This window comes from Fluviibacter sp., from assembly GCF_057744235.1.
This window is the reverse complement of the sequence record NZ_JBIJFP010000014.1, coordinates 20862-46335: the sequence shown is the minus strand read 5'-3', so window position 1 is coordinate 46335 and position 25474 is coordinate 20862. Positions and strand designations below refer to the sequence as shown.

26 protein-coding genes and 1 tRNA gene are annotated in these 25474 nt (G+C 56.7%); 8 read left to right on the top strand and 19 right to left on the bottom strand.

Annotated elements, in window-relative coordinates; translation table 11 throughout:
- On the top strand, positions 1-99 hold a 99-nt coding region (locus tag AC3GOJ_RS07840; protein WP_488236505.1), incomplete at its 5' end, for an integrase core domain-containing protein.
- On the opposite strand, the gene AC3GOJ_RS07835 is transcribed toward AC3GOJ_RS07840, so the two are convergent.
- From AC3GOJ_RS07835 to AC3GOJ_RS07770, 14 genes are all read right to left on the bottom strand, one after another.
- Positions 88-939, bottom strand: coding sequence for a hypothetical protein (locus AC3GOJ_RS07835; protein ID WP_488236907.1), 852 nt, complete (start codon positions 937-939; stop codon positions 88-90). The genes AC3GOJ_RS07840 and AC3GOJ_RS07835 overlap by 12 nt on opposite strands.
- The gene (locus tag AC3GOJ_RS07830) at positions 920-2239 is read right to left on the bottom strand and encodes an alpha/beta fold hydrolase (RefSeq protein ID WP_488236906.1); all 1320 of its coding nucleotides are present in this window, start codon (positions 2237-2239) and stop codon (positions 920-922) included. The genes AC3GOJ_RS07835 and AC3GOJ_RS07830 overlap by 20 nt, the downstream gene beginning before the upstream one ends.
- Positions 2240-2257: 18 nt before the next feature.
- The gene (locus tag AC3GOJ_RS07825; protein WP_488236905.1) at positions 2258-3928 is read right to left on the bottom strand and encodes an alpha-keto acid decarboxylase family protein; all 1671 of its coding nucleotides are present in this window, start codon (positions 3926-3928) and stop codon (positions 2258-2260) included.
- Positions 3929-3945: 17 nt separating this feature from the next.
- Positions 3946-5259, bottom strand: a complete 1314-nt coding sequence (locus AC3GOJ_RS07820) for an alpha/beta fold hydrolase (RefSeq protein WP_488236904.1) — start codon at positions 5257-5259, stop codon at positions 3946-3948.
- Positions 5260-5300: 41 nt separating this feature from the next.
- Positions 5301-6209 carry a hypothetical protein gene (locus AC3GOJ_RS07815; protein WP_488236903.1) on the bottom strand — a complete coding sequence of 303 codons (909 nt, stop codon included), beginning with the start codon at positions 6207-6209 and terminating at the stop codon, positions 5301-5303.
- Between the two features lie 68 nt (positions 6210-6277).
- Entirely contained in the window at positions 6278-6952 is a 675-nt protein-coding gene (locus tag AC3GOJ_RS07810) for a response regulator transcription factor (RefSeq protein ID WP_488236902.1), read from the bottom strand.
- A complete protein-coding gene (locus tag AC3GOJ_RS07805; RefSeq protein WP_488236901.1) occupies positions 6946-8874 on the bottom strand; it encodes a sensor histidine kinase in 1929 nt (642 codons plus the stop codon). Before AC3GOJ_RS07805 ends, AC3GOJ_RS07810 begins: the two co-directional genes overlap by 7 nt.
- Complete coding sequence (gene pth, locus AC3GOJ_RS07800) at positions 8861-9511, bottom strand: aminoacyl-tRNA hydrolase (protein ID WP_488236900.1); 651 nt, start codon at positions 9509-9511, stop codon at positions 8861-8863. Before pth ends, AC3GOJ_RS07805 begins: the two co-directional genes overlap by 14 nt.
- Positions 9512-9602: 91 nt before the next feature.
- Positions 9603-10223 (bottom strand): 50S ribosomal protein L25/general stress protein Ctc, encoded by a 621-nt coding sequence (locus AC3GOJ_RS07795; RefSeq protein WP_488236899.1) that lies wholly within the window; start codon positions 10221-10223, stop codon positions 9603-9605.
- A 65-nt stretch (positions 10224-10288) separates the two neighbouring features.
- A complete protein-coding gene (locus tag AC3GOJ_RS07790) occupies positions 10289-11239 on the bottom strand; it encodes a ribose-phosphate pyrophosphokinase (RefSeq protein WP_488236898.1) in 951 nt (316 codons plus the stop codon).
- Between the two features lie 120 nt (positions 11240-11359).
- Positions 11360-11436, bottom strand: a tRNA-Gln gene (locus AC3GOJ_RS07785).
- Between the two features lie 120 nt (positions 11437-11556).
- Complete coding sequence (ispE, locus tag AC3GOJ_RS07780) at positions 11557-12486, bottom strand: 4-(cytidine 5'-diphospho)-2-C-methyl-D-erythritol kinase (protein WP_488236897.1); 930 nt, start codon at positions 12484-12486, stop codon at positions 11557-11559.
- 22 nt (positions 12487-12508) lie between these two features.
- Positions 12509-13144, bottom strand: coding sequence for a lipoprotein insertase outer membrane protein LolB (locus tag AC3GOJ_RS07775; protein ID WP_488236896.1), 636 nt, complete (start codon positions 13142-13144; stop codon positions 12509-12511).
- A complete protein-coding gene (locus AC3GOJ_RS07770; RefSeq protein WP_488236895.1) occupies positions 13141-14979 on the bottom strand; it encodes a tetratricopeptide repeat protein in 1839 nt (612 codons plus the stop codon). The genes AC3GOJ_RS07775 and AC3GOJ_RS07770 overlap by 4 nt, the downstream gene beginning before the upstream one ends.
- A gap of 62 nt (positions 14980-15041) precedes the next feature.
- Here AC3GOJ_RS07770 and mutM point away from each other — a divergent pair, with 62 nt between their 5' ends.
- Positions 15042-15878 (top strand): bifunctional DNA-formamidopyrimidine glycosylase/DNA-(apurinic or apyrimidinic site) lyase, encoded by an 837-nt coding sequence (gene mutM, locus AC3GOJ_RS07765; RefSeq protein WP_488236894.1) that lies wholly within the window; start codon positions 15042-15044, stop codon positions 15876-15878.
- A 194-nt stretch (positions 15879-16072) separates the two neighbouring features.
- Here mutM and AC3GOJ_RS07760 read toward each other — a convergent pair whose 3' ends face one another.
- The 5 genes from AC3GOJ_RS07760 to AC3GOJ_RS07740 all read right to left on the bottom strand — a co-directional run bounded on the left by AC3GOJ_RS07760 (position 16073) and on the right by AC3GOJ_RS07740 (position 20288).
- Entirely contained in the window at positions 16073-16321 is a 249-nt protein-coding gene (locus AC3GOJ_RS07760) for a YfhL family 4Fe-4S dicluster ferredoxin (RefSeq protein ID WP_488236893.1), read from the bottom strand.
- A gap of 75 nt (positions 16322-16396) precedes the next feature.
- Entirely contained in the window at positions 16397-16894 is a 498-nt protein-coding gene (gene coaD, locus AC3GOJ_RS07755) for a pantetheine-phosphate adenylyltransferase (protein ID WP_488236908.1), read from the bottom strand.
- Between the two features lie 4 nt (positions 16895-16898).
- Complete coding sequence (gene rsmD, locus AC3GOJ_RS07750; RefSeq protein ID WP_488236892.1) at positions 16899-17543, bottom strand: 16S rRNA (guanine(966)-N(2))-methyltransferase RsmD; 645 nt, start codon at positions 17541-17543, stop codon at positions 16899-16901.
- A gap of 10 nt (positions 17544-17553) precedes the next feature.
- Positions 17554-18882: a M16 family metallopeptidase gene (locus AC3GOJ_RS07745; protein ID WP_488236891.1), complete on the bottom strand. Its 1329-nt coding sequence runs from the start codon at positions 18880-18882 to the stop codon at positions 17554-17556.
- Entirely contained in the window at positions 18882-20288 is a 1407-nt protein-coding gene (locus AC3GOJ_RS07740; RefSeq protein ID WP_488236890.1) for a M16 family metallopeptidase, read from the bottom strand. The genes AC3GOJ_RS07745 and AC3GOJ_RS07740 overlap by 1 nt, the downstream gene beginning before the upstream one ends.
- Before the next feature lie 54 nt (positions 20289-20342).
- Between AC3GOJ_RS07740 and ftsY the strand changes: the two genes are divergently transcribed.
- From ftsY to ruvA, 6 genes are all read left to right on the top strand, one after another.
- Entirely contained in the window at positions 20343-21287 is a 945-nt protein-coding gene (ftsY, locus tag AC3GOJ_RS07735) for a signal recognition particle-docking protein FtsY (RefSeq protein ID WP_488236889.1), read from the top strand.
- A 3-nt stretch (positions 21288-21290) separates the two neighbouring features.
- Entirely contained in the window at positions 21291-22403 is a 1113-nt protein-coding gene (locus AC3GOJ_RS07730) for a calcium:cation antiporter (protein ID WP_488236888.1), read from the top strand.
- A gap of 88 nt (positions 22404-22491) precedes the next feature.
- Entirely contained in the window at positions 22492-23376 is an 885-nt protein-coding gene (gene rpoH, locus AC3GOJ_RS07725) for an RNA polymerase sigma factor RpoH (protein WP_488236887.1), read from the top strand.
- A 137-nt stretch (positions 23377-23513) separates the two neighbouring features.
- Complete coding sequence (locus AC3GOJ_RS07720) at positions 23514-24242, top strand: YebC/PmpR family DNA-binding transcriptional regulator (RefSeq protein WP_488236886.1); 729 nt, start codon at positions 23514-23516, stop codon at positions 24240-24242.
- A gap of 4 nt (positions 24243-24246) precedes the next feature.
- On the top strand, positions 24247-24873 hold the full coding sequence (gene ruvC, locus AC3GOJ_RS07715) for a crossover junction endodeoxyribonuclease RuvC (protein ID WP_488236885.1): 627 nt from the start codon (positions 24247-24249) through the stop codon (positions 24871-24873).
- Complete coding sequence (gene ruvA / locus AC3GOJ_RS07710; protein WP_488236884.1) at positions 24870-25466, top strand: Holliday junction branch migration protein RuvA; 597 nt, start codon at positions 24870-24872, stop codon at positions 25464-25466. The genes ruvC and ruvA overlap by 4 nt, the downstream gene beginning before the upstream one ends.
- Positions 25467-25474: the final 8 nt, after the last annotated feature.

The following is a 25474-nucleotide window of genomic DNA, read 5'->3' as shown; positions in this document are numbered from 1 at the left end:
GGTGACTGGATTACTTTCTACAACCATCAGAGGCCACATCAGGCCCTTGGTATGAAAACCCCAGCAGCAACCTTTAACAACTACCCGTTAGCAGCGTAACCTGTGCAACTTTCGGTGGGTCATTACAACCTTGCCATACACCGACCAGTTGTACTGCTGATAGGTGCTCACCAGCTTTGCGCTACCACCCAGCGCAACAAGGAACTCTTTGTTCAACTCATGCGTCAACATGGCATCTGCTGGAATAAACCAACTATCGCCCTGAGTGTTGTACTGCAAGCCATTCTCATCCCAAAATCTCAGCTGCGTACCAGGCTTCAATCGAATACCAAAGGTTGGGTAAATCTGAAGGTTACGTAGCAATGGGGGTTGTTGCGGATTTACTGCAAATGAATTGTTTTTCGTATCGAAGCCATACATATAACGCACAGTTGGCGATATATCCGCCAGAACTGATTCAGGGTTTGTTGGCCGGAATACCGAACCCAGCTGTGGGCCTATCGCCCACTGTCCATTATTACCAAAAGGGAAAATAACTCGCCCTCCTACGTTAACCCCCAGCTCCGGCAACACATGGGGATGGTTTCCCCAAATCGTAATCATCGTATTACCTGGGCTGTGTTGACCGTTGTTTTCGGCCGCGTAGGATGGTCCGCGGTTCCAAACCTCTGCCGTATCTAAACGCATCGTCGCATGCCAACGTCCTACATCAATCGGTTGGTAATAACGCAATCGGAGTGTCTCGCTATAGCTGGCATTGCCTTGATAGTTGTTGTATCCCCAAAGTTCCACGATACGCAGCCGATTGTAATCGTCGGTTTCGTTCTCGACTTTTAGATAGCCGATCGAGTATGTGCTCTGGTCGCCGCCATGGGCAGCCACACAGAGCAACACGCCAACCGCTGCAACAATCGGGTTTTTAGTTAGCTTCACAACCATTGGCAGCCGGTTTGCCGGCGAAACGCTCACTCATCCATGCCACATACAAAGGCTTTGATGCTGCGGGCGTTTCAAAGTGCGTAACATCACCCACTTCGACTCGTGCCACATTCCCACCCATTTTGCACATCTGATCGCGATAGCGCTGGCCCATTACTGGTGGCACCACCACATCTTTGGCACCCCAATAAATCACAACAGGTGCCACAGGCTTTTGATTAGGGACTGCGCCGGCAAGCAGTGCTTCAGCCCATACCTTTGCATTTTCAGCCTCTGGCTTCATTAAGCTGGAGAAGTTATCGCCATAGGTGTACTTAAGTGTGTCAGACACAACATGAACGCATTTGTTAGACAACACATTGTCGAGGACGTTCGCACCTTCCTGGGTATAGAGATCGGTTAGCTTTAGTCTGTCTGGGAATGCGGCTTGTGTTGCCCACATCGTCATAGCGAGGTGCGTAAAATTTGCGAGGTTATTTGTAAACGTCTTTGACAACCCAGACATCATGGATTGAGCCGATGCTTCCGTAAGCGCTCCCTGAGGGGCCATTACCGATAAATCTTGTGGGGCTAAGGCAACAAATCCAACGAGATCAATGTCATCAAAGGCTGTGCCATTCCGTCGAATGTAGTCGTCAGCACTCGCAGCAGAAATGGCAGCACCCCCACCTTGCGACCATCCGTAAATAATCGCTTTCTTACCGGCACCGGTTTCCTTCATGTAACCCACAGCACGGATAGCATCAATCGTGTCATGCGCTTGGGTGAGTGCCACTGAATATTGGTGTTTGCCGCCGCCACCCAAACCTTGATAATCACTAGCAACAACAACATATCCCGCTTGAATGAACTCCTCCAGCGCCGGAACACCGTAATCTAGCCAGGAATTTCCACCGACTAAAAAATATTCATTAAGCGGAACAGCTGGGTTGACGGTTTGAGATGGTCCACAGTTCTGAGCCGTACCTGTGGTGCCATGCCCCCAGGAAACCACCGGGCGACCATCTGCAGGAGCCTTTGCCGTTGGAGATATCACTAATGCTGTTGCAATCGTGGGGCGATCATTCATATCTGAAGTGATATATGCAATTCGCCATGCCTGTGCACCGCGTATCGGTGTCGATACGGATTCTTTTTTTATGACTTGGCCTAACTTCCCCTTTGCAGGCATCTTGGTCACTGCATCATAAAATGGTGGCAATGACACCTCCGCTGTTGCGCATGGCGACAGCCCAGCAGCAACAAATGCAACAGCAGCGTAAAACATACTATTCATTGTGACTCTGTTTTTAAAGCGCATCTCTATTCCTTTTTGAACTTAAGTAGGTGTCTTAGTCTGATAAAGACTTTGCTTTATCTGCTCTGGCAAAGGCTTACTTTCACTTGCTGGAATCATGACCTCGATATAACAAGCGCCATCAAATGAATCAGCATGCGCTATCGCAGCATCCAATGCTTCGATGGTGGCGCATCGAGCCGTAAACCACTTGCCGCAACCCATCGCTGCAGGCAATTGATGGAACTGCCAGGCCGCAAGATCATCATAGACATGACCGAGTTCGCTCAGCACGTCTTCTACACCATAGATACCGTTGTTGAGCACGAAAATAATTGGGTTAATGCCATAACGACCCATCGTTCCGATTTCATTGGCAGTAAGTTGATGTGCGCCATCCCCCGTCACCAAAATTGTTCGGCCGGACTGGTTTGCCAAGCTAATGCCCAGCGTGGCCGGGGTAGCCCAACCAATAGACCCCCATAAGGTCTGATTTTGAAAACCTACTCGATCAGGGAGTCTCAACTTGTTCATATGCAATAGACAAGTACCTGTCTCTCCCACCAAAACATCATCTGGCTTCAAAAGCGAACGCAAGCGCGGGTAAAAGTCACTGGAGCATACAAACTTTTCTGATGAGTCGGTTATCGAGCTTTCGGGATAACCAAGCTGGGGGGTTTGGGTTCCTTTAAATGAAGCTTTATCGACCAATTTCTGCAGCACATCACCCATAGCAATGCCTGTAAAGATCTTCTGGCCTACTCTGACAAACTGGTCACCAATCGTAATGAGCCTGTCCTGATCAATCGAGCTCGTCCAGATTGTGGTGTTGAAATCAAGAAATACAACGCCACCAATATCTAATACGACATCTGCCGATTCAACCCAGTCTTTCAATGACTCGGGAACTGATCCTGCCCCCGCATATAAACCTAGATAGCTGGGGTGCGCCTCGGACAGTACAGCCTTATCCATAGGGGTCGTCGCAAATGGCAAATTAACTTTATTCAAGAAAGATTCGCACAAGGACTGCAATCCACGGGTTGCAAGGAACCCAGTCGGCAATGCCACTGCGGTTTTTGCACTCGCCAGCTTGTCTAAAATGCATGAGACTGCCGCATCCAATTCGCCTTGCATGCTGATTCCCTGCTGACAATCTGCACGGGTCACGAGTTTTTCTGGTCGCTCACCAATCACCGGCATCAAACCAAGATCCATAGGCACGGTAATGTAGGCAGGCGCTGAATGAAGAAAGGCTTCTTTAATCACACGCTCCATCTCTGCAATCGTGTTTTCTGGCGTCAGGTTGGCCACAACGCAAGCTGCAGATGCGGATAAGCCTGCAAAATTGTTGTAGACCCCGTCACCCAGGGTATGGTGTGTAATCAGCCCTTTTTTCTGTACACGGGTGCTGGGCGAACCAACGATGTGAAACACCGGAAGTCGATGTGCTTTGGACCCCATAACACCATTCAAAGCACTCAATTCGCCAACACCATAGGTCGTTGACAGAATCGCAGCGCCTTTAATACGCGCATAGCCATCAGCTGCATAGGCTGCATTAAGCTCGTTCGCGCAAACGATCCATTGAACGCGATCACTCGCGTCAATGGCATCGTCGAATGGGAACGAAAAGTCTCCAGGCACCCCGAAAGCACAATCAATGCCAAGTTCAGCAAGACGATCAATAACGTATTCAGCAACGGTAGTCATGAGGTTTCCTTTAGCAATTACTGATCGACACAACCATCGGCCGCCGGCTTACCAGCAAAGCGGTCTTTGACCCAAGGCAGATACAAGGGTTGCGAAGCCGCAGGCGTTCCGAAATGGGTGGCATCGCCAACCTGCACACGTGCCACGTTAGCGCCACGCTTACACATTTGCTCACGATAAAGCTGCCCCATGACCGGTGGCACGACGGTATCTTTGCTTCCCCAGTACACAATCACAGGCGCAACCGGATTTGCAGCTGGAACGGTGCCGTTCAATATAGCGTCAGCCCAGGCTTTGGCATTATCCGGCTTGGCTTTCATGAGCCGAGCGTAATCATTACCATACGTATAGGTGAAAGTATCCGATGCCACATGTACACATTTATTCGACATGATTTCATCAACGGACGCGGCACCTTCTGCTGAATAAAGATCCGATAGTTTCAGTCGATCCGGATATGCGGCTTGCGTAGCCCATAAGTTCATAGCCAGATGCGTGAAATTAAATACGTTGTTTGAAAAAGTCGTGGAGAGCCCGGCTAACATTTTTTCTGCTTCGGCATCCGTTAATCCATCTGCAGGTGCCATTGACCGGAAGTCTGGTGGCGCCATAGCAACAAAGCCCACCATTTCGATATCATCAAACGCGGTACCCTTCTGATTGATGTAATCCGGCGAGCCCGCAGCCGCTAAGACTGTGCCGCCACCTTGTGACCATCCGTAAACCAGTGCTTTTTTACCTGCACCGGTTTCCTTGATTGAACCGGCTGCACGAATCGCATTGATTGCATCGCGCCCTTGCGTTGCAGACACCACGTACTGGTGCTTGCCCCCACCGCCGAGACCCTGATAGTCACTCGCAACGACCACATAGCCTTCTTTAATAAACTCTTCCAGAGCGGGCATGCCGTAATCCAGCCATGAATTCCCACTCATCAAAAAGTATTGGTTCAACGCCACCGCCGGATTTACGGCCTGGGATGGGCCGCAGTTTTGTGCCGTGCCCGTTGTGCCATGACCCCATGAAACGACTGGGCGCCCATTCGCGGGGGCTTTAGTAGTTGGTGCCACCAGCAAGCCTGTTGAAATTGTCTTGCGGTCATTTACATCGGATGAAATATAAGCGATACGCCAGGCCTGAGCACCTGGCACGGGTGTCGCAATTTTTTCTTTCTTGATCACCTGCCCCAGCTTACCCACTGGCTGCATCTTGGTCACAGCCTCATAGAACGGCGGTAACGATACATCTGCTGATGCAACAGCAGGGGCAACAAATCCAATCACCGCTAGAGTGACCATACACAAGGGTGCTCGGCACTTAAACTTTTTCATCATCTTCTCCTGTCTATTGATTAACCTAAATCTCTTTCAAATTAGTCGGCAAACGAATACATCACACCAATCCGGCCACCCCACCCTTGCGCCCCACCGTAACCGGTGCTGACTGCCCAATAACGAACGCCAAGCGTTAGCAGCAAGGGTTGGTTACCGAAGCTCACAATCTTGCTGCCCATCAGATTAATCGGAACACTATTCCCCTGGCCATCCGTATGAAAAGTCGCTTCCGAGTTCAATGTAATGCTCCCGGCCTTGGCAGTGATGTACTTAATGGTGGGATGAACCGACACATAGTTTGCTGACGGCGGCAGCTTTTGTGGCGGACTAACACCAAAAGACTGATACCCGAGCAACCCCACAACCCAGCGCTCTGTTCGGTGAAAACCCCCAAAGGTATATCCCACACCTGTCTGCTGCGTACCAAACTCCAAGCCTGCCCCGGTTGGTATCACCATCATGGGGCCTACGCCGAATGATGTACGCAAAGTAGTCTGCCCGGATTGCGTAAAAAATGTCTGCAGAACAATCGGTTTGAATGCTTGCGAATTTATTCCGTCGAAGTTGTTGAAGTATTGGTAAGTAAATGACGGATAGAGAACAAAACTATAGTTTTCGGACAAACGAAATGGCACGTAAGGTTGCGCATTAATATAATTCGTGGTGCCCTGATGTGCTTGTCCCACTTTCTGATCAAAGTTGTAGGTAATTGGTATTGCTGCAACGTCTTCGTGTGCATTCAGCACTTTTTCTGAAATCAGCAGCTCTTCTTTCTTTTTCGGCTGCGGATCCGGCCAAAGGACTTCTTCCTGTACGGTTTTTTCCGACTCGGTCTGATTATCTACTGCTAATGCAGGCATCACTATCAGAATACTCAGCGAAAATGGCCACAAACGACCTAGAGGACGCATCGTTCGGAACATGACAGTTAACGGGATAGGCACCAAGAATAATCTTGGCCAATTCTTACACGTTCAACCGGACCAAACCTTCAAAAACCTAACAGGGAAATCACTCACTCAAAACGTATGCGCAGGCACAGCTGATACCCAGACAAACGCACCGCGCGCAATGATTTAGGCTGCGCGCCTGCTTCTATAAGTTTTTTTCTTAGCCGAACCAGCTGCACCTCAAGGCTTGGTTTGTTCAGTTCTTCCTGTCCAAGATACTCAGACACCTGCCAGGTTTCCAGAGTCTGCCCTGGTTCCTTTAAAAACCCCGCCAGCAGGGCAAGCTCGGTACGCTTTAACGCCACAACGCCTGTAGGCCCGCTCAGCGTTTGTTGACAAGCGTCCAGCACATAATCAAAACGCGGGACACCAAGCGGATACATACGGCGACCCAGGGCTTCAATCGCCCCTACCAACGCTTCGGGCGCCACAGGTTTGGTTAGGTATACGTCCGCACCCTGTTGATAGCCTCGGCTAATATCTGCCGGTGTTGCCCGCGCAGTAAACATAATGATGCCAACCTGCGGATTAGCATGACGGATTGACGCAGCATAATCGGCACCATCACGACCCGGAAGATTCAAATCCAGAACATAGACATCAACTGCAGCATGATCGGCCCGCCCTTCGACTTCTTCAACCGACGCCCCAGCCAATACCCGATACCCGGCATCTTGCAGGATATTGCCTGTCGCGAGGCGCAAGGCATCATGATCTTCAACGAGAACCACGGTCAACATGGCATGCTCACGGTGAAGATTACTTGCCGTTCTGTAGGGACATACGCTACCCGAAACCCTAGGACCTCGCCAAGCTGCGCCACGAGATACAACCCAAGGCCAGAACCCGTGACCCGATGCGCACCGGCGCTTCGATAATACTTGGCAAAAAGCTGTTCTGGATCCGGCCAGCCGGCAGCCCCCGGGGTATTCGCTACAGAAACGATAATGCCAGGCCCTTCACCCAGGTCAGCCGAACACACACGAACCCGCACGGGGCTATCCGGCTCACGATATTTCAGCGCGTTATCCAGGAGATTGCTCAACAGGGTTTTAAGTAATGTCATATCGGTTAAAACCCCGGTCGATGTTTCAACACGAAGCTGAACCACGGCAGGTGCAGCCGATCGGCCGATCAGATCCGCCATGACGGCACCTACATCGCATTGCTCACGATTTGCTTTGACGATACCCTCTTCAATTCGTTGCGTCTGCAGACAACGATCAAGTACGGCATTGATGTCCGTCACTGCGTCTTCTGCAACCTGACGTAATTCCTGGGTAAAATTTTTAGCCCCTAGGGTCATATCGATCACGCCGAGCGGCGACTTCAGTTCATGCGTCAACATCGCAAGAAAGTGCTCTTTTTCTTCGCGCAACCGCTTTTCAGAGGCAGCGACGACCTCAGTCTCACGCAGCGCTTGTTCCAGTGCGGCCTGTTGTTGCTGGATTCTTCGGGCACGAAGCTGCGCCATAAACATCAGCAGCGCTGCCGTCCACAAACAGTAGGCCAGAAACCCATACAACGACAGGGTAGCAGCTCGGAGCACCCCCAGAAACTGCAGGCTCATCGCCACAAGACCAACGAAGAGTCCTATGTAAAAAATCATAGCGGTGCGCCAAGATACCGGTGGTTCATGCGCCAATCCCGTACTTCGACGTGCGCTCCACAGTGTTGCCACATCTAGTATGGGTAGCAGCAGTACGAATGACATATTGATGTTTAATGCCAGCCGCTCGTAGCCCATCGCATATAGCACTAGGAGTGCTGCATAAATACTCAAAACCAACGGGTAAAGGCCAATCAGCCAGCGCTTTGGGCAATACTCCCGCAGAAATCGCCATTCGAACAAGTAAGCCGCTGGTGTCAACAACAAAATCAGAACGGAGGTCACGACATCAGGCGTAAGCCCAGACCCCATGCTCGGCCACAACGGTCGGAGGTACCCCAGATAGGCCGTCACATAGAGCAAACCAATCAGCTGGCTCAGCACCAAGGTACCCATAACCGCATCACGATGACGCACCCACTCCACCAGCCCCCAAAGAACGAAAACCCCGAGCAGGGCAAGGTATAACGAACTCAGCAACGTTTGCGTTAAATCGACAGCCAGCGCCTCAGTGAGTGGTAGCGCCGTAAGATAGAGCATGGCCGTACTGGTGGTAGTCATGCGCAGCCAGATGTCTCTCGCCACATCGGCCTGTGGCAACAAGACATTCAAATTAAGTGACTGATAACGATCGCTAGCCCAGGGATAGCGGTCCCCGGTCACCGCCATCGGTACATTGCCTGTGATCAATGGGTCGTAGGCGACAACCTCATCCAGAAAACTCGGTTGGAGGCGCAAATCTACCCAAGGCACCAGGCTCTTTGCGCCCGGCTCAATACGCACCCGAACCCAGATCGCACTGCGGGTAAAGCCCAGATTAATTAAACCACTAAACGCTTGAAAGGGTTGCGACTGAATCTGCTCAAAAGTTTGCTGTGAACTTCGGTCTTCGTAAAAAGCCCGATGGCTGATTAGGTCTTCGGCATGTGCGTTAGACGGGGCTGCCAGGCCACATAGCGCACATAAGAGCAGAACCCCAGCAAAGAACCCTTTCAACAGCGGTCCATAACCGTTGCTCAAATTAAATGTGCCGATAAACTTACAAGGCCACATGCAAACGCTTTTGCGCTTCGGCCATATCACCGCGCAAAAGCACATTCGTTTGTGCGCTCACACGATCAATAGCCCGGTCAATGTCGATCTGCTCTTCCTGCCGTGGCCGGTGCAACACAAAATCGGCCACGCCCTGGTTAAGCTGCAGAGAGCGAGGATGGCCAATACCGATGCGTAAACGCCAGTAATCGGGCGTCCCTAACGCAGACTGAATATCTTTAAGGCCATTGTGGCCACCGCTACTACCACCCAACTTAACGCGCAAGTGGCCTGGCAACAGATCCAATTCATCGTGAAGCACCAGCACTTCGGCGGGTAGAATATTGTGAAAGCGTGCGAAGGGGCCCACTGATTGGCCCGAACAGTTCATATAGGTTTGCGGTTTGATCAGCCAGACTTTGCGTCCATCGACATTGGCTGACGCAACATCCGCCTTCATTTTTTTGTCTGCACTAAAGCTGGTTGCACCAATCACGCGCGCCATTTCATCCAGCGCCCAGCAGCCGGCGTTATGACGCGTACGCTCATATTCGCTGCCGGGGTTGCCCAACCCTACCAGCAAGCGAATAGGCGATAGCACTACGGGTGCTTTGGGTTTTGCAGCGGCTTTAGGCGTTTGAATTTCAGCATTAATCATAGGGCGTAGCGTAGCGTATTTCCATAAAAAAAGCCGTGCGGCGAACCGACACGGCTTTTAAGCACTGTGCCGGCAAGCCGGCATAGTTTACTTAGGCAGCAGGTGTAGCACCTTCGTCGGCAGCAGCGCCGGCACTGGCGTCAGAACCCTTCACAGCCATCACAGCAGCGACGACTGGGTTGCCTGCGCCGTGCTGAACAACGCGCACGCCAGCGGGCAACTTCAGATCGGTTACGTGCATCGAGTGACCCATTTCCAGGGCCTTCAGATCCACTTCGATGAATTCTGGCAGTGCCTTCGGCAAGCAAGCGACATCGATTTCGGTGATCACATGGCTCACGATACCGCCTTGCAGCTTAACGCCCGGGCAAACGTCACCGTTCACGAAGTGCAGCGGCACCTTGGTGTGGATTTCGGTGTTGGCATCAACACGCTGGAAATCAACGTGCAGCACCAGCGGCTTGTAGGCGTGCAGTTGCACGTCGCGCAGCAGGACCTGTTCCTTGACACCATCCAGATTGGCAGTGACAACAGACGCGTGGAAAGCTTCCTTGCGCAGGCACTGATAGATGTCGTTGTGATCAACGTCAAAGGACACAGCCGGCTTGCCTGCGCCATAAATGACACCGGGGACACGGCCAGCACGACGCAGGCGGCGGCTCGCACTCGATCCCTGCAGTTCGCGCTTGGTAGCATTGAATTCAAAGTTCATGACTTACTCCAGATATTGAACAACCCGCGACCAGGTTGTCCGGTTAAATGACCGGGGCGGATGCCTCAGTCGATGAACAGCGAGGAGACAGAGTCTTCCTTGCTGATGCGGCGGATGGTTTCCGCCAGCAACTCTGCAACCGACAATTGACGGATGCGGGAACACTTTTGCGCAGCATCGGTGAGCGGAATGGTATCCAGCACCACCAGCTCGTCCAGTACGGAATCGTTGATACGCTCCACTGCAGCGCCCGACAGCACCGGGTGGGTACAGTAGGCGGTCACGCTACGGGCACCATTTTCCTTGAGCGCTGCCGCAGCCTTGCACAGCGTGCCGGCGGTATCCACGAGGTCGTCGACGATGATGCAATCTTTACCGCTAACGTCACCGATGATATTCATCACTTCCGAGACGTTGGCTTTGGGTCGACGTTTGTCGATGATGGCCAGATCGCACTCCAGGCGCTTGGCCAGGGAACGGGCGCGCACCACACCCCCATGGTCCGGCGACACGACAATGGGCTTTTCCAGATGCTTGTTCTGCACATCTTCCAGAAGAATCGGCAGGCCATAGATATTATCGACCGGGATATCGAAGAAGCCCTGGATCTGCTCCGCGTGGAGGTCCATAGTCATCACGCGGTCAACGCCAGCCGCCACCAGCATATTGGCAACCAGCTTGGCCGCAATCGGCACGCGGTTTGAACGTGAACGGCGATCCTGACGGGCGTAACCAAAATACGGGATGGCAGCGGTGATACGGCCGGCTGAGGCGCGTTTGAGCGCATCGACCATCACCAGCAGTTCCATCAGATTATCGTTCGATGGGTGGCAGGTCGATTGCAGGACGAAAACATCGTGACCACGCACGTGCTCCTGAATCTCGACACTGACTTCGCCATCGGAGAAGCGACCAACGTCTGCCTGACCTAGGGGCAGGCCCAGACGTTGCGCAACGTCGGCGGCCAGCTTGGGGTTGGCATTGCCGGAAAAGACCATCAGGTTCTGGAGGGCCATGATGCGATTATCCTTTTGGTTTCCTGGACCAATCGGTGTGCCCGTCGACGGCACGCGGTACGTTATAAACACGCCACAAACAAAATGGGCAGCTGCTTCTGGCAACTGCCCGGAATTCGGTGGCTGAGGAGGAAGGATTCGAACCTTCGCATGCCGGAATCAAAATCCGGTGCCTTAACCAGCTTGGCGACTCCCCAACATTCACCCCCTTACGGAGATGAGGGCAAGATTATATCCAAAAAATCCGGATTGCACACCCCCCAACCGTGCTTTTTCTGAAACGGCCAGCCGAGCACTCCGGTTCCTCATCTCAGGGCTCAGCCCGGAATCAAATCGAACAAAGGGTGGCGATCCAGGCCGGGGGCCACCCAAGCCTGCCAGCCCTGGGCAGCAGGCAGCCTGTCCAGCACGTTGATAGCCACAGCCTCGTCGTCGAAAACGGCAAAGACACAGGCCCCTGAACCGCTCATCCGAACACGGCCACGGGTTTCCGGCTGGTCGTTCAACCAAGACAGCGCAAGCGCCACCGCCGGGTACAACGCGGCCGCCATAGGCTCCAGATCGTTCGCGCCGACCCCGGCATCCTCTCGCAGCCCCTGTCCCCAATCATTCGCCGGCATGCTCGGCGTATCGCGCTTGAGATCTGGCGACGAGAAAATCGCGGCAGTGGGCACCGAGACGCCGGGGTACACGACCAGATACCATGCCGCCGGCAGGTGTACAGGGGTCAAAGCTTCGCCAACGCCTTCGGCAAATGCGGCCTGCCCGCCCACAAACACCGGCACATCGGCCCCCAGCGGCAATGCTAACGCCTGCAACTCGGTCTGCGACCCCTCTAAACGCCACAAATGATTCAGCGCAATCAACACCGTCGCGGCATCGGAGCTACCACCCCCTAACCCACCGCCCATCGGTAAACGCTTTTCCAGATGGATGCTCACACCATCGTGCACACCCGCCGCCTGACGCAAAGCCTCGGCAGCGCGAACACTCAGATCTGATGCAGGGGGCACCCCGGGAATCGGATTCGCCAACACAACCTGGCCATCACTCCGTGGCACGAAACGCAAGGTATCCTGCAAACCCACAAACCGGAACAGCGTCTGCAACGTATGATACCCATCCGGTCGGCGCCCGGTGACATGCAGAAACAGATTGATCTTTGCTGGCGCCGGGTAGGAGGAGGACCAGTTCCAGCGCATGGCCAGTTCAGGGTCTGGTAACTGTGCGGGCGTTTTGAAACTCATGGAAACTCGACGGTTGGCTCCATCAGGGGGCCGGCTGTTCAGCGGGGTCGCTGACACCGTCCCATTCCGTCAGCGCGACGCGTAACCACAGACCTTCCGGCCCCTGGCCTTCCACGGCCAGCGGCCAGGATGCTGGTGCCGGCGCACCATAGCGATAATCGAACTGCCAGCCACCGGCACGCGCCTGAACCACCCGCCCCTGTGCATCGCGCTGTAACACATCTGCGACGGACCATCGGCCGCGGAGCCAGGCGTCTGCCGCCACATCCGGCAAACGGATGCCCGCCAGCGATTCCCCCAGCGCCCGCAGATTCGTACCCTCGCCACGCTTACCCGCCGCATCCTGCCAGCGCACACCCGTTGGTGAGATATCCACCCGCGCCAGCGCGTTCCCCAATGGCCCAATCAGCCACAGCGTATCGGCCCCGGGTTGATGCTGCCAGGCAAAACGCCCGGCCACGGGCTCACTGCCCCCACCATCCTGTGGCTGAGACTGCCCAGCCACAAAGCGCCCACCCAATTGCCATTGCTGCGCGGTCGCAGCAACCCCCTGAACCGGTGTCTCAGGGCCTGGCACATGGGCACATGCCGCCGAGAACAGCGTCAACAACAACGGCACACAGGGCCACAACCACCGGCGCTTCGGCAAAGCCTTCATAACGACCGACCGGGCACGATAGGTGCCACCGAATCCAAGCCCAGCGCCTGCCCGCCCGAACGCAACGCGTCGTTATCCGGGAACTGTTGCAACCCGGCACGCCAGACACGACCAGCCTCCTCGACACGGCCCATCGCCTTCAGCACCGTCACCTGATGCAGAATGATTTCCGGATCGGCCCGCAACGATGCGGCACGGTTCAGATAATCCAGCGCCACACCAAAGTTTTTTTCCCGGTAGCAGAGCCAGCCCATGCTATCGAGAATAAATGGATCGTTGGGCGACAACGACAGGGCCTTTTCCAGCAGGCCGCGCGCCTCTTTCAGGCGGATATTCTTATCGGCAAAGGTAAAGCCGAGGGCATTATAGGCCTGGGCAAAATTCGGATCCTTGCGGATCACATCGCGCATGGTTTTTTCAAAGAGCGCCATTTTGCCAGCACGCTCAGCCAACATACCGTATTCATAGCGTAAAGGCACACTCGCAGGATACTGCTTCTGTGCCTGCTCGATCAGCTGGAAAGCCCCCGTCACATCACCGCTATCGCGGAGCAGCGTGGCTTGCCCCAGGATCAACTCGACACGCGTCGATGTATTCCGCGCCGGCGTCGTTTGTAGCAACGCCTGCGCTGCTTTCATATCACCCTGCCGCGCCAGCAGATTGGCCGCTCGCAAACGGGCCGGCACATAGTACTCGCCCGGCAGCACTTTCAGGTAATGCAGAATCGCATCCGATTCCTGCGCAGTCAACGCCGCGCTGTCTTTGCGCTCACGCGCCAGTTCGGCGCCACTCTCGTAGGCCAGGCCCAGGTTGTATTCAATCAGTGACGTATCCACCGAATCGATCGTCAGCAAACGCTGCAACGCACGCACGGCCAACGCCGGATCCTGCGCCTGCACAGCAATGGCGGCCGCCGCAAACAACGGCTCCGGATTAATGTTTGGCTGCTCCACCAGTATCCGTGCCTGGGCACGCGTTTCGGCCAGTTTTCCCGTCACCAGCAGTTGCTGTGCGTACAGCGCCCGGATTGGTGCTGCATCGGGATAATGCGTCAGATACTCGGTATACGCATCCAGCGCCGCAGCGGGCGAACGCTTGCCGACTAGCTGCGCATACAGCAAGATGCCGGGCTCGGAGGCCGGTTGGAGGCGACGTACATTGCCTACAGCCTCCATGGCTGCGGCATCATTACCGGCGCGCATGGCGCTCTGCGCGCGTGCCAACTGGGCTTCTGGCATCGACAGATAAGGTGCCGTCACCGTATCCACCAGTTGCTGAGCGCGTTGCGGGTCTGCCTGTGCCGGGAAACGCTGATTCAGGCGCAGAAATTCCGGTCCCCGACGATCCTCCGGCAACAGCGCAAAGTAGCGTTGCAGTATCGGCTGCGCATCCGAATAACGCCCGAGCAGAATCTGGGTCGAGGACAACAGGTTCAGGGCTTCGAGAGAGTCCGGCTCTTTCTGAACCCACAGACGCCCGGCTTCCAGCATCAGATCTGGTTGGCGATTGATCGCAGCAATCTCCATCGTCCGGCGGAAAATTTCCGGATCGTTGTACTTGAGTGCCAGATCGGCGTAAGCCGCGAGCGCAACCTGCGGCTTATCGCGTTTCAGGGCAATCTCCGCCAACACGACTTCGAACACGACCTGGGGCGGCGTATCCATCGCGGCAGCGCTTGCGGGTGCTGCGGGTGTCTCCGCACACACGGTACCGGCGGTCAGAAGCGCGGCCAGCCAGCCGCCTCGGCGCATCCGACGGAAGGCCGGAGAGATGGACCGGCGGTCAAGCGAGGACAGCAACAGATCGGGTGACAAAAAACTTGGTTTAAGCGGCATGGTGGCGTTATCTTATCCCGTCTTAGGTATTTTCACTGCAATATCGCGTCAGGACTCCCCTCATGCCCGAACTTCCCGAGGTAGAAGTCAGCCGACTCGGGCTGGAACCCGAGCTAACCGGCCGATTCATCACCGGTGCCATCACACGCACCCCGCGACTACGCTATCCACTCCCCGAGCGATTGAACGAACGGCTACGCGGCGCCCGCCTCGCCGGCATTCGTCGCCGGGGCAAATATCTGCTATTTGATCTGGATCAGGTCTCCGGAAACACCACGGCCAGCCTGATTCTGCACTTGGGCATGTCGGGCAGCCTACGCATCGTGCCGCCGGATACCCCACCCCAGCGGCACGATCACGTGGATATTATTTTTGCGGACCGCGTGCTGCGCTTACGCGACCCCCGACGCTTCGGGGCGCTGCTCTGGCACGATCACGACACCCCGCTGGAAACCCATCCGCTGCTGGCCGTGCTGGGGGTTGAACCGCTGGAAACGGGATTTGATGGTGAATGGCTGCACACCCATCTGCACAAACGCGCCGGTCCGATTAAGCCGGTACTCATGGATAGTCATCTGGTCGTGGGGATCGGCAACATCTACGCCGCAGAAAGTCTGTTTCTGTCGCGTATTTCACCGCTACGGGCCGCCAACAACATTAGCGCCAACCGCTGTGACCGACTCGCCGATGCAGTGCGCCAGACACTTTCTGCCGCCGTTGCGGCGGGCGGCTCCAGCGTACGAGATTACGTGCATTCGGATGGCGGCGCCGGCTGCTTCCAGCTGCAATGCGCCGTCTATGAACGTGAGGGGCAGCCCTGTCTGGGATGCGGCAAACCCGTCCGGCGTATCCGACAGGCGGGGCGATCCACGTTTTACTGCCCACACTGCCAGAAGTAATATTTGTGCCGCTTCGTTTTACTCGCGCCAATTCGCCGCTCATGCACACCAAACATCACGTCTAACCGCTAATGGTCAGAGGCTGGCCCAGGCGCGGAGACGGGTGCGCGTGATTAGCGAATTGGCGCGCAGCGGCACTTGAGCTAAGAGCGCGTACCGGCTACCGCGCTTTCGTTCGCCTCCGAGCCTTGAACTTATTTACCCGTCAGCTTCTCGTACTTCGCCCAGAGCTGTTCCTGGTTTTCTTCATGCGCCGGATCCTTGGGAATACAATCCACCGGACACACCTGCTGGCACTGCGGTTCGTCGTAATGACCCACGCATTCCGTGCACTTGTTCGGATCGATCACATAAATTTCCGGACCCTGGGAAATGGCCTCATTCGGGCATTCCGGTTCACAGACATCACAGTTGATGCACTCATCGGTGATTATGAGCGACATAGCAGACTCCTGGACAACAAAACAGTAAAAACGGGATTCTCGCCCATCGGCGGATTTTTAGCCACCCTTCCCGCATCAGGGTGATGGCTTACCCCATCCCCGGGCTACAAAGCAGGCATTGACGTGCGGTGACACAAAAGAGCTGACATCGCCACCCAGACGGGCGATTTCCCGCACCATCGTGGCCGACACAAACATGTGCCGCTCACCCGGCGTCAGAAACACCGTTTCCACTTCCGGATAAAGACGACGGTTCATACCGGCCATCTGGAATTCGTATTCGAAATCAGATACCGCGCGCAAACCGCGAATCAGCACTTTGGCGTTCTGGGCATGCACAAAATCCATCAACAGGCCGGCAAAGCCGACCACACGGACATTGCCCAAAGGCGCCAGCGCAGCTTGCGCCATTTCGATCCGCTCCTGCAAACTGAACACTGGCGACTTGGCCGGGCTTTCAGCAACCGCTAACACTACTTCATCAAACAGTTCGGCGGCACGACGCACGAGGTCTTCATGGCCGCAGGTCAACGGATCAAAGGTGCCCGGATAGATGGCGATTTCACGTTTCAGCATGTCAGGAGGATTCCTGGTCAGTAGGTTCAGAGGCATAGGCGTAGAGATGATAATGCACCTGTCCGGCGAGACCACGGCGCACACAGGTCAACCTCGGCGCCAGATCATCCGGCAACGCCTGTTCCGACTCGATATACAGCCGCGCATCATCGGCCAGATGCGGCAACAAGGGCATGATGACCCGATCCAGCCATCCCTGTCCATAGGGCGGATCCAGAAACACCAGATCCAGCCGCTGCGAAGCAGCCCCCACCGGTCGCTTGAGATAGGCCAGTGCATCGGCACACACCACCCGGACAGCCGGATCACCCAGCGTCTGAGCGGCCGCCTGTAGGCACCGGGCCACCGGCACCGCCTGCTCTACCAGAATCGATTCGGCGGCTCCCCGCGAAGCCGCCTCGAAACCAAGGGCACCGGACCCGGCAAATAGATCCAGACAATGCCAGCCGGTCAGATTCTGGCCCAGCCAGTTGAACAGCGTTTCCCGCACCCGATCAGGTGTCGGCCGCAAACCCGGCGCATCCGCAACGACCAGCTTGCGACCGCGATGCCGCCCGCCAATGATGCGCACCTGGTTGGTTTGATTCGGCGGACGGGCTTTCGGGGGTTGCCCGCGGCGGACTGCCGTCGGTGCTGCACGACGCATGGCTAGAACCTCAATCCGCCGCCGTGCGGACAGTAACGAGCCCATCCGGCATCACATGCTTGCGGAAAGCGTCACGTACCTGCTCGGCCGTCAGCGCACGCACCCGAACCGGGTATTGCTCCAGCCAGTCAGTGGGCAGGCCATAAAAAGCCATCACATTCAGATTCGCTGCCAGCTTGCTGTTGGAATCAATACGCAGCGCAAAGCCCCCGGCAATATTGTCCTGCGCCGCTTTGAGCTGAGCGGGTGTCGGTCCCTTACTGACAAAATCCTTGAGCACCTGATCCACTACCTTCAACGCATCGTCCGCTTGAGAACGCTTGGTCTCGAGGCCAATCGTAAACGGCCCGGCTACCAGTTTGGGATCAAAATAACTGTACACGCTGTACGCATAGCCCCGATCTTCGCGCACCGCCTTGGTCAGCAGCGAGACGAAGCCACCGCCACCCAGCGTGTAGTTACCGACCTGCAAAGCAATCTGTTCCGGATCATCCCGTGCGACCGACGGCATACCCAACAGCAGATGTGCCTGTGACGCCGGGTGATCGACGCGTACCGTACGCGCCTGGGTCACCGCCGGCGACGGCAAGCCTTTGGGCACATCGGCCTGATCCACCGGCAGATTGGCGGTCATCTGCTGCACCAGCGCCTCAGCCTCCGGTCGCGTCAGATCACCCACCAGGGCAATGCTGGCGCGCGCCGCACTGTAATGACGCTTCCAGAAAGTCTCCAGGTCCGAGCGGGAAATGACCGACAGCGACTCTGGCGTAGTCAAGCGGCCATAGGGATGATCCGGATAAATCGCCGACATATAAGCGCGCTGTGACAACACCTGTGGTTTGGTCAGCGATTCCTTGAGTGCGGCAATGCTGCGCGCCTGGTCCCGTTTGAATACCGCCGCATCAAAATGTGGCTGGCTTAACGCATCCACCATCAGACCCACGGCGGTTGTGCGGCGCTCCGGATCCGACAGGGTTCGTAGGCTCACGGTGGCGCTATCCATACCGGCACCACTCCCCAACTGCGCACCGATATCGGCCAGCGTTTCGGCGACGGCTTTTTCATCGCGGCTTGCGGCCCCCTGATCCAGCATCGCCGCCGTCATGGCGGCCAAGCCCGGCTTGTCGGCCGGATCGAAGGCCCCCCCCGCCAGAAAACTGATCTGCACATCGATCATCGGCAGCGCATGCGTTTCTATAAAGTACACCCGCGTGCCTTGCGGTGTTGTCCAGGACTGCACTGGCGCGGCGAACGCTGAGCCGACTGCGAGCAGGCACGTGGCAATCATTGCTGTTGCACCACGCACGATGTGCACGGACATACTTGTAAAGTCTCGCATCAGTGACGACCTCCGGCTTGAACATTTTCTGCCCGCTTGGCGCGGGCCGCCTGCTCAGCCGCATCCAGCGGTTGCGGCTCCAGACGGGCGACCGTGAGCTGGTCATCCTTAAAGTAACTTTGTGCCACGCGCTGCACATCGGCTTGCGTCACCTGGTTCAGGCGGTCAAGCATGAGGGCACTGCTCTGCCAGCCATAACCCAGGGTTTCCAGCATGCCGATTTCCATGGCCTGCCCCATAACAGAATCTTTTTTATAGACCTCGGAAGACTGCAACTGGCTGCGCGCCCGTTTCAACTCCTGCGCCGTCACGCCATTCTTGGCCACTTCAGCCAGCACGGCACGGATCGCTTGCTCCAGTTCGCCCACCGAATGACCGGGGCGAGGTGACGCCTGCAGCAGGAACAACCCCGGTCCGCGGTGCGTGGCATCGTAACTGCTGTCCACCGATACCGCGACCTGTTGCTCGCGTACCAGCGCCGCCGGCAAACGGGCCGCTTCGTGGCCATCCAGAATCTGCGCCAGCATCTCCAACGCATACGGGTCCACATCAGTTTGCGGGTTATTCAGACGGGGGGCCTTCCACGCCATCACCAGCATCGGCAGGTCAGCTGGGGCTTTTACGTCCAGCTGGCGCTGGCCTGCCTGCACAGGCTCTTCATACTGTTTGCGCTCCGGCAAGGCGCGAGCGGCGATAGCGCCGTAGGTCTGTTTCGCCCAGCTGAAGACCTGCTGGTAATTCACATCGCCCACCACCACCAGAATGGCATTGTTTGGCGCGTACCAACGACGATACCAGTCCCGCACATCCTGCACCGTCATCTGCTCCAGATCACTCATCCAGCCGATAATCGGTCGCCGATAGGGGTGTGCCTGCCAGGTGACCGCATTCATGGCCTCATAGACCCGGGCCGTCGACTGGTCATCCGTGCGCATCCGGCGCTCTTCCATAATGACCTGGATTTCCTTGCTGTAACCGCCCGGCTCGAGGGTCAGATGGCGCATCCGGTCGGCCTCCAGCCCCATCACCGTTTTCAGCTGGCTGGCCGGCACCTGCTGGAAGTAGGCCGTGTAATCGGTGCTGGTAAAGGCGTTATCGCGCCCACCGAGGGCCGCTACCCGACGATTGAACTCGCCCGGGCCCACTTTCGGCGTCCCTTTGAACATCATATGCTCCGTCACGTGGGCCACCCCGGTGACGCCATCGTGCTCGTCAATACTCCCCACGCGGTACCAGACCATCTGCACCGCCGTCGGCGCCCGATGATCTTCGCGCACCACCACCCGCATACCGTTGCTCAGCGTGGTTTCAAAGGTATTGTCTTGCGTGCTGGCCGCCAGACTGGTGGTTGCCACCCACCAGGGGGACAGACAGGCCAAAAGCCGTAAAGCAAATCGAGGTCGCATAATAAGATCGGTCTACGCTAGAATCATCAGATTACGAAGGATACCCCCGCCGCCATGTCTGACGCTACCGATAATCAACCTCGCCGCTCCTGGCGCGAACGTCTTTTCGCCGGTCTCTCCAAGACCCGGCAATCCATTGGCGGTTCTGTGCGCAGCCTGTTTTCCCGCGGCAAGGTCGATGACGAACTGCTGGAAGAACTCGAAACGCTGCTGCTTTCAGCGGATGTCGGCGTCGAAGCCACTGTCACGCTCCTGGAAGACCTGCGCCAACGTGCTCGCCGCGATCATCTGCAAACCCCCGAGGCCATTCAGGCCGCGATGGTCGATAGCCTGGCCGAGCTGCTGCAACCACTGGAAGCCCCACTCCAGATTACACCGCCCGCCGGATCGCCTTTTGTGATCATGGTCGCCGGCATCAATGGCGCGGGCAAGACCACCACGCTGGGCAAGCTGACCCATCATTTCCAGGCCGCTGGCCATTCTGTGCTACTTGCAGCGGGCGACACCTTCCGGGCTGCCGCCCGGGAACAACTCCAGGCCTGGGGTGAGCGCAATAACGTCACCGTTATTGCCCAGGAAGGCGGCGACCCGTCAGCCGTAATTTTCGACGCGGTTCAGGCAGCCAAGGCCCGGGGCATTGATATTGTGCTGGCCGATACGGCCGGCCGACTGCCCACCCAGATGCATCTGATGGACGAAATCGCCAAAATCCGTCGTGTCATCAGCAAAGCCGAAGCCACAGCACCGCACGAAGTGCTGCTGGTACTGGACGGCACCATCGGGCAAAACGCCATCGGTCAAGTTAAGGCCTTCGACAAAGCTATTGGCGTCACGGGGCTGGTGATCACCAAACTCGACGGCTCCGCCAAAGGCGGCGTTATTGCCGCGATTGCCAAACAGTGCCCCAAACCGGTCCGTTACGTCGGCGTCGGCGAACAGGTCGAAGATCTGCAGCCCTTTACCGCCCGCGCCTTTGCCGAAGCTCTGCTCGGCCAGTAAGTCATGAAACAGCTGCGGGCCGAATGGCCATTCCTGCTGTGCCTGATCACGGCCGCCGCTATTTTCTTTTCGCCCCTCGCCATCAACCACTTGCCCTATCAAGGCTGGCTGGCCGGCAGCCTATTTCTCATTACGCTTTCTGCCATCTTCCGCGTCACACATCACGCCGATGAACTGGCCGAGATGCTGGGCGAGCCCTATGGCACGCTCATTCTGACCATGTCGGCCACCATCATCGAAGTGGCCATCATGATCACCGTGCTCGGGCACAGCGACAGCAATCCCACCTTTGTCCGCGACACGATTGCGGCCACTGTCATGATCACGGTTGGTCTGATGCTGGGATTGGCCATGTTCATCGGTGCCTTCGTCCACCGGCAACAGACGGTGAACACGGAAGGTGCGCTGACCTATCTGGGCCTCATTGTCCCGCTGGCCATTCTGGCCCTGGTCTTACCCAACTTCACCAGCAGCACCATTGGGCCAAGCCTGGCATTGGCCCAGGAAGTCTTTATTGCCGTCGTTTCCATCGTCCTGTACGCCATCTTCCTATTCATACAGACCCGACGGCATCGTCAGATGTTCAAGGATCGTTCGGCACCAGAACCCCTGACCTTCGACCCGAATGGCTCACAGCGTAGCCGGCAAGGCCAACACACCCGTCATGAGCTGATGCTCAGCATTGGCTGGCTGGTCGGCAACCTTTTTCTGGTCGTCTTTCTGGCCGAAGAACTGGCTGTACTTATTGATGACCAGCTAGAAGCCAAGAACCTACCGGAAGCACTGGGCGGCCTGTTTGTCGCCATGCTGGTGCTCGCCCCCGAATGCCTGGCCTCGGCCAATGCCGCCCTGCACAACCGGCTGCAACGCTCTGTCAACATCGCCCTGGGCAGCGGCCTGGCCACCCTCTCGCTCAGTGTACCCGCCATCCTGCTGGCAGCATCCTATATGGGCCATACCCTGATCCTTGGGTTACCCAACAACGAAATGGTCATGCTGCTGGCCACGCTCTGGGTGGCCAACATCGCCCTGGCGACCGAACGCACCAACCTCATGCAAGGCACTGTTTTATTAGTGCTTTTTCTGACATTCGGCTTCCTGATCGTGGTCCCTTAAAAATAATTGGGGTTTCCGGGAACTTTTGACGTTTTTAGCACTCTATTGCTTTGAGTGCCAAAAAAACGATAATAGCGAAAGGGAAACCATGACAACGACTGCAATGACTATTGCCAATCCCAAAATGAATGCGCTAACCGCGATGCCATCGCCGGTTGGCAATCTGGACGCCTACATCCGTGCCGTTCAGCAATACCCCATGCTCACCGAGCAGGAAGAGCAATCGCTCGCTCGCCGCCTGCGTGACCAGGATGACCTGGACGCTGCCCGTCAGCTGATTCTGTCGCACCTGCGCCTGGTGGTTTCTACCGCCCGCCAGTATCTAGGCTATGGCCTGCCGCACGCCGACCTGATCCAGGAAGGCAACGTCGGCCTGATGAAGGCCGTCAAGCGCTTCGATCCGGAACGCGGTGTGCGCCTGGTATCGTTTGCCATGCACTGGATCAAGGCCGAAATCCATGAGTATGTGCTGAAGAACTGGCGCCTGGTCAAAGTGGCCACCACCAAAGCCCAGCGCAAACTGTTCTTTAACCTGCGCAGCATGAAAGGCAACGCCAGCCATCTGGATCAGGCGACGACGGAAGCCATTGCCACCCAGTTGAACGTGTCGGAAGCCGATGTGCGCGAAATGAACATGCGCCTCTCCGGCCATGACATCGCGCTGGATCCGGGACCGGACGTCTCGGATGAAGACAACTTCGCCCCGATCGACTATCTGGCCGATGACACCATGGAGCCGACCGCGGTGTTGGAAGCGCGTGACCGTGACCGCCTACAGTCTGACGGCCTGCAACACGCGCTGGCCCAGCTGGATGATCGCAGTCGTCATATCGTCACCGCCCGCTGGTTGGCCGATGACAGCGGCGCGACGCTGCAGGAACTGGCCGACGAGTATGGCGTTTCGGCAGAACGGATCCGCCAGATTGAGGCAAAAGCCCTGAAGTCACTGCGCACACACCTGGTCGCAGTCTAAGTCCCGGACCCGATGGGCGGCCCTGCCGAAAACCGCAGGAAAGCCGTATAATTCAACGTAGTACGAAGCGCCCGCCCGTTGCGGGCGTTTCCCTATTTTTTTGTCAGAGTTCTCGACACCCGTATTCAGGAAATCGCATGGCCGGTCATAGTAAATGGGCAAATATCCAACACCGTAAAGGTCGCCAGGATGAAAAACGTGGGCGCGTCTTTTCGCGTCTGGCCAAGGAAATTACCGTCGCTGCAAAAATGGGCGGTGGCGACATCAACTTTAACCCGCGTCTGCGCATGGCAATCGACCGTGCGAAAGGCGTTAACATGCCTGCCGACAATATCGACCGCGCCGTTAAAAAAGGCACCGGCGAGCTGGAAGGCGTTGAATACGTTGAACTGCGCTACGAGGGCTACGGTACCAATGGTGCCGCGGTGATCGTGGACTGCCTGACCGACAATAAAACCCGCACCGTTGCTGATGTACGTCATGCATTCTCCAAGCATGGCGGCAACCTGGGCACGGATGGTTGCGTGGCCTTCCAGTTTCAGCATTGCGGCCAGTTTCTGTTCGCGCCGGGCACCGATGAAGCCGCGCTGATGGACACCGCCATCGAGGCCGGTGCCGATGACGTGCTGACCCATGAGGATGGCGCGCTGGAAGTGCTGTGCCCGCCGAACGATTTTGGCACCGTGCAAGAGGCGCTGACCGCTGCTGGCTTCAAACCGGAGATGGCTGAAGTCACCATGCGTCCGCTCAACGAAACCGAGCTGACGGGTGACGATGCGGCCAAAATGCAGAAGCTGATTGACGCCATTGAATCCCTGGATGACGTGCAGGCGGTCTACACCAGCGCTGTTTTCGACGAGGCCTGATCTCTTGGCCACGGTCACGCGCACGACCAACCCCACTGTTACCCGGATTCTGGGTATTGACCCAGGTCTGCGCACGACCGGCTTCGGTGTCATTGACGTACAGGGCCAGAAGCTGCGTTATGTGGCCAGCGGCTGCATTAAATCCGATGGCAACCAGCATCTGCCGCAGCGACTGCATACGCTCTTTGCCGGCATCACTGACATTATCGGCACCTACCAACCGCACATTGCGGCGGTTGAACAGGTGTTCTCCAACGTCAACCCGCAATCCACCTTATTACTGGGCCAGGCCCGCGGTGCGGCCATTACCGCCTTGGTATCTCAGCAGCTCCCCGTTAGCGAATACACCGCATTGCAGGTGAAACAATCCGTGGTTGGTCATGGCAAAGCCGCCAAACAGCAGGTAGCTCATATGGTGATGCGCTTGCTCACGCTGCCCGGTGAGCCCGGCAGCGATGCGGCCGACGCCCTCGCCTGTGCCATTTGCCATGCCCATGCTTCGCAAGGGCTGGGTCAGTTGGCCGCCCCCGGACGACGCCAGCGCGGCGGTCGTCTGCTGGCGCTGGCCGACAGCGAACTTCTGAACCGTGCGCCGGTGCGCACATCGACCGCCCGGAGCAACACCCCATGATCGGACGCTTAAACGGCCGCCTCATTGCCAAGCAACCACCCGCCATCATGCTCGATGTCCAGGGGGTAGGCTATGAAGTCGATGTGTCAATGAATACCTTCTGCGAGTTACCCGCGCTGGATGCCCCGGTGACTTTGCATATCCATATGGCGGTGCGCGAAGATGGTCACTTCCTGTATGGCTTTCTGCACGAGCAGGAGCGCGTTGCCTTCCGGCAACTGATCAAGATCTCCGGTGTTGGGGCCCGCATGGCCCTGGCCGTGCTCTCCGGCCTGAATGTCGATGAGCTGGCGGCGGCCATTGCCCGCCAAGATGTGGCCTGCTTTACCCGCATCCCGGGCATTGGCAAAAAAACAGCCGAGCGACTGCTGCTGGAGCTGAAAGGCAAACTGGATGCCCTGAGCGGACAGGCCACCATCCTGGCGGCCGGCCAGACGATCGCTGCCGACCCGTTACAGGACACGATCGATGCCCTGGTCGCACTCGGCTACAATGCCAAGGAAGCGCAAAGTGCCACCAAAGCCCTGCCCGCCGGTGTCAGCACCACGGACGCCATCCGTCTCGCTCTGAAACAGTTGTCCGGACTGAAATAACCGGCCCA

What these genes read in the sequence shown, in the direction of transcription:
- rsmD (WP_488236892.1), bottom strand. Translation starts at nt 17,543, where the DNA reads ATGCGTCGTGCAGCACCGACGGCAGTCCGCCGCGGGCAACCCCCGAAA.
- AC3GOJ_RS07730 (WP_488236888.1), top strand. Translation starts at nt 21,291, where the DNA reads ATGAAACAGCTGCGGGCCGAATGGCCATTCCTGCTGTGCCTGATCACG.
- AC3GOJ_RS07740 (WP_488236890.1), bottom strand. Translation starts at nt 20,288, where the DNA reads ATGCGACCTCGATTTGCTTTACGGCTTTTGGCCTGTCTGTCCCCCTGG.
- AC3GOJ_RS07830 (WP_488236906.1), bottom strand. Translation starts at nt 2,239, where the DNA reads ATGCGCTTTAAAAACAGAGTCACAATGAATAGTATGTTTTACGCTGCT.
- pth (WP_488236900.1), bottom strand. Translation starts at nt 9,511, where the DNA reads ATGATTAATGCTGAAATTCAAACGCCTAAAGCCGCTGCAAAACCCAAA.
- AC3GOJ_RS07810 (WP_488236902.1), bottom strand. Translation starts at nt 6,952, where the DNA reads ATGTTGACCGTGGTTCTCGTTGAAGATCATGATGCCTTGCGCCTCGCG.
- AC3GOJ_RS07720 (WP_488236886.1), top strand. Translation starts at nt 23,514, where the DNA reads ATGGCCGGTCATAGTAAATGGGCAAATATCCAACACCGTAAAGGTCGC.
- ispE (WP_488236897.1), bottom strand. Translation starts at nt 12,486, where the DNA reads ATGAGTTTCAAAACGCCCGCACAGTTACCAGACCCTGAACTGGCCATG.
- AC3GOJ_RS07775 (WP_488236896.1), bottom strand. Translation starts at nt 13,144, where the DNA reads ATGAAGGCTTTGCCGAAGCGCCGGTGGTTGTGGCCCTGTGTGCCGTTG.
- AC3GOJ_RS07820 (WP_488236904.1), bottom strand. Translation starts at nt 5,259, where the DNA reads ATGAAAAAGTTTAAGTGCCGAGCACCCTTGTGTATGGTCACTCTAGCG.
- ruvA (WP_488236884.1), top strand. Translation starts at nt 24,870, where the DNA reads ATGATCGGACGCTTAAACGGCCGCCTCATTGCCAAGCAACCACCCGCC.
- AC3GOJ_RS07790 (WP_488236898.1), bottom strand. Translation starts at nt 11,239, where the DNA reads ATGGCCCTCCAGAACCTGATGGTCTTTTCCGGCAATGCCAACCCCAAG.
- AC3GOJ_RS07770 (WP_488236895.1), bottom strand. Translation starts at nt 14,979, where the DNA reads ATGCCGCTTAAACCAAGTTTTTTGTCACCCGATCTGTTGCTGTCCTCG.
- ftsY (WP_488236889.1), top strand. Translation starts at nt 20,343, where the DNA reads ATGTCTGACGCTACCGATAATCAACCTCGCCGCTCCTGGCGCGAACGT.
- AC3GOJ_RS07745 (WP_488236891.1), bottom strand. Translation starts at nt 18,882, where the DNA reads ATGCGAGACTTTACAAGTATGTCCGTGCACATCGTGCGTGGTGCAACA.
- AC3GOJ_RS07825 (WP_488236905.1), bottom strand. Translation starts at nt 3,928, where the DNA reads ATGACTACCGTTGCTGAATACGTTATTGATCGTCTTGCTGAACTTGGC.
- AC3GOJ_RS07835 (WP_488236907.1), bottom strand. Translation starts at nt 939, where the DNA reads ATGGTTGTGAAGCTAACTAAAAACCCGATTGTTGCAGCGGTTGGCGTG.
- AC3GOJ_RS07760 (WP_488236893.1), bottom strand. Translation starts at nt 16,321, where the DNA reads ATGTCGCTCATAATCACCGATGAGTGCATCAACTGTGATGTCTGTGAA.
- AC3GOJ_RS07805 (WP_488236901.1), bottom strand. Translation starts at nt 8,874, where the DNA reads ATGTGGCCTTGTAAGTTTATCGGCACATTTAATTTGAGCAACGGTTAT.
- rpoH (WP_488236887.1), top strand. Translation starts at nt 22,492, where the DNA reads ATGACAACGACTGCAATGACTATTGCCAATCCCAAAATGAATGCGCTA.
- AC3GOJ_RS07795 (WP_488236899.1), bottom strand. Translation starts at nt 10,223, where the DNA reads ATGAACTTTGAATTCAATGCTACCAAGCGCGAACTGCAGGGATCGAGT.
- mutM (WP_488236894.1), top strand. Translation starts at nt 15,042, where the DNA reads ATGCCCGAACTTCCCGAGGTAGAAGTCAGCCGACTCGGGCTGGAACCC.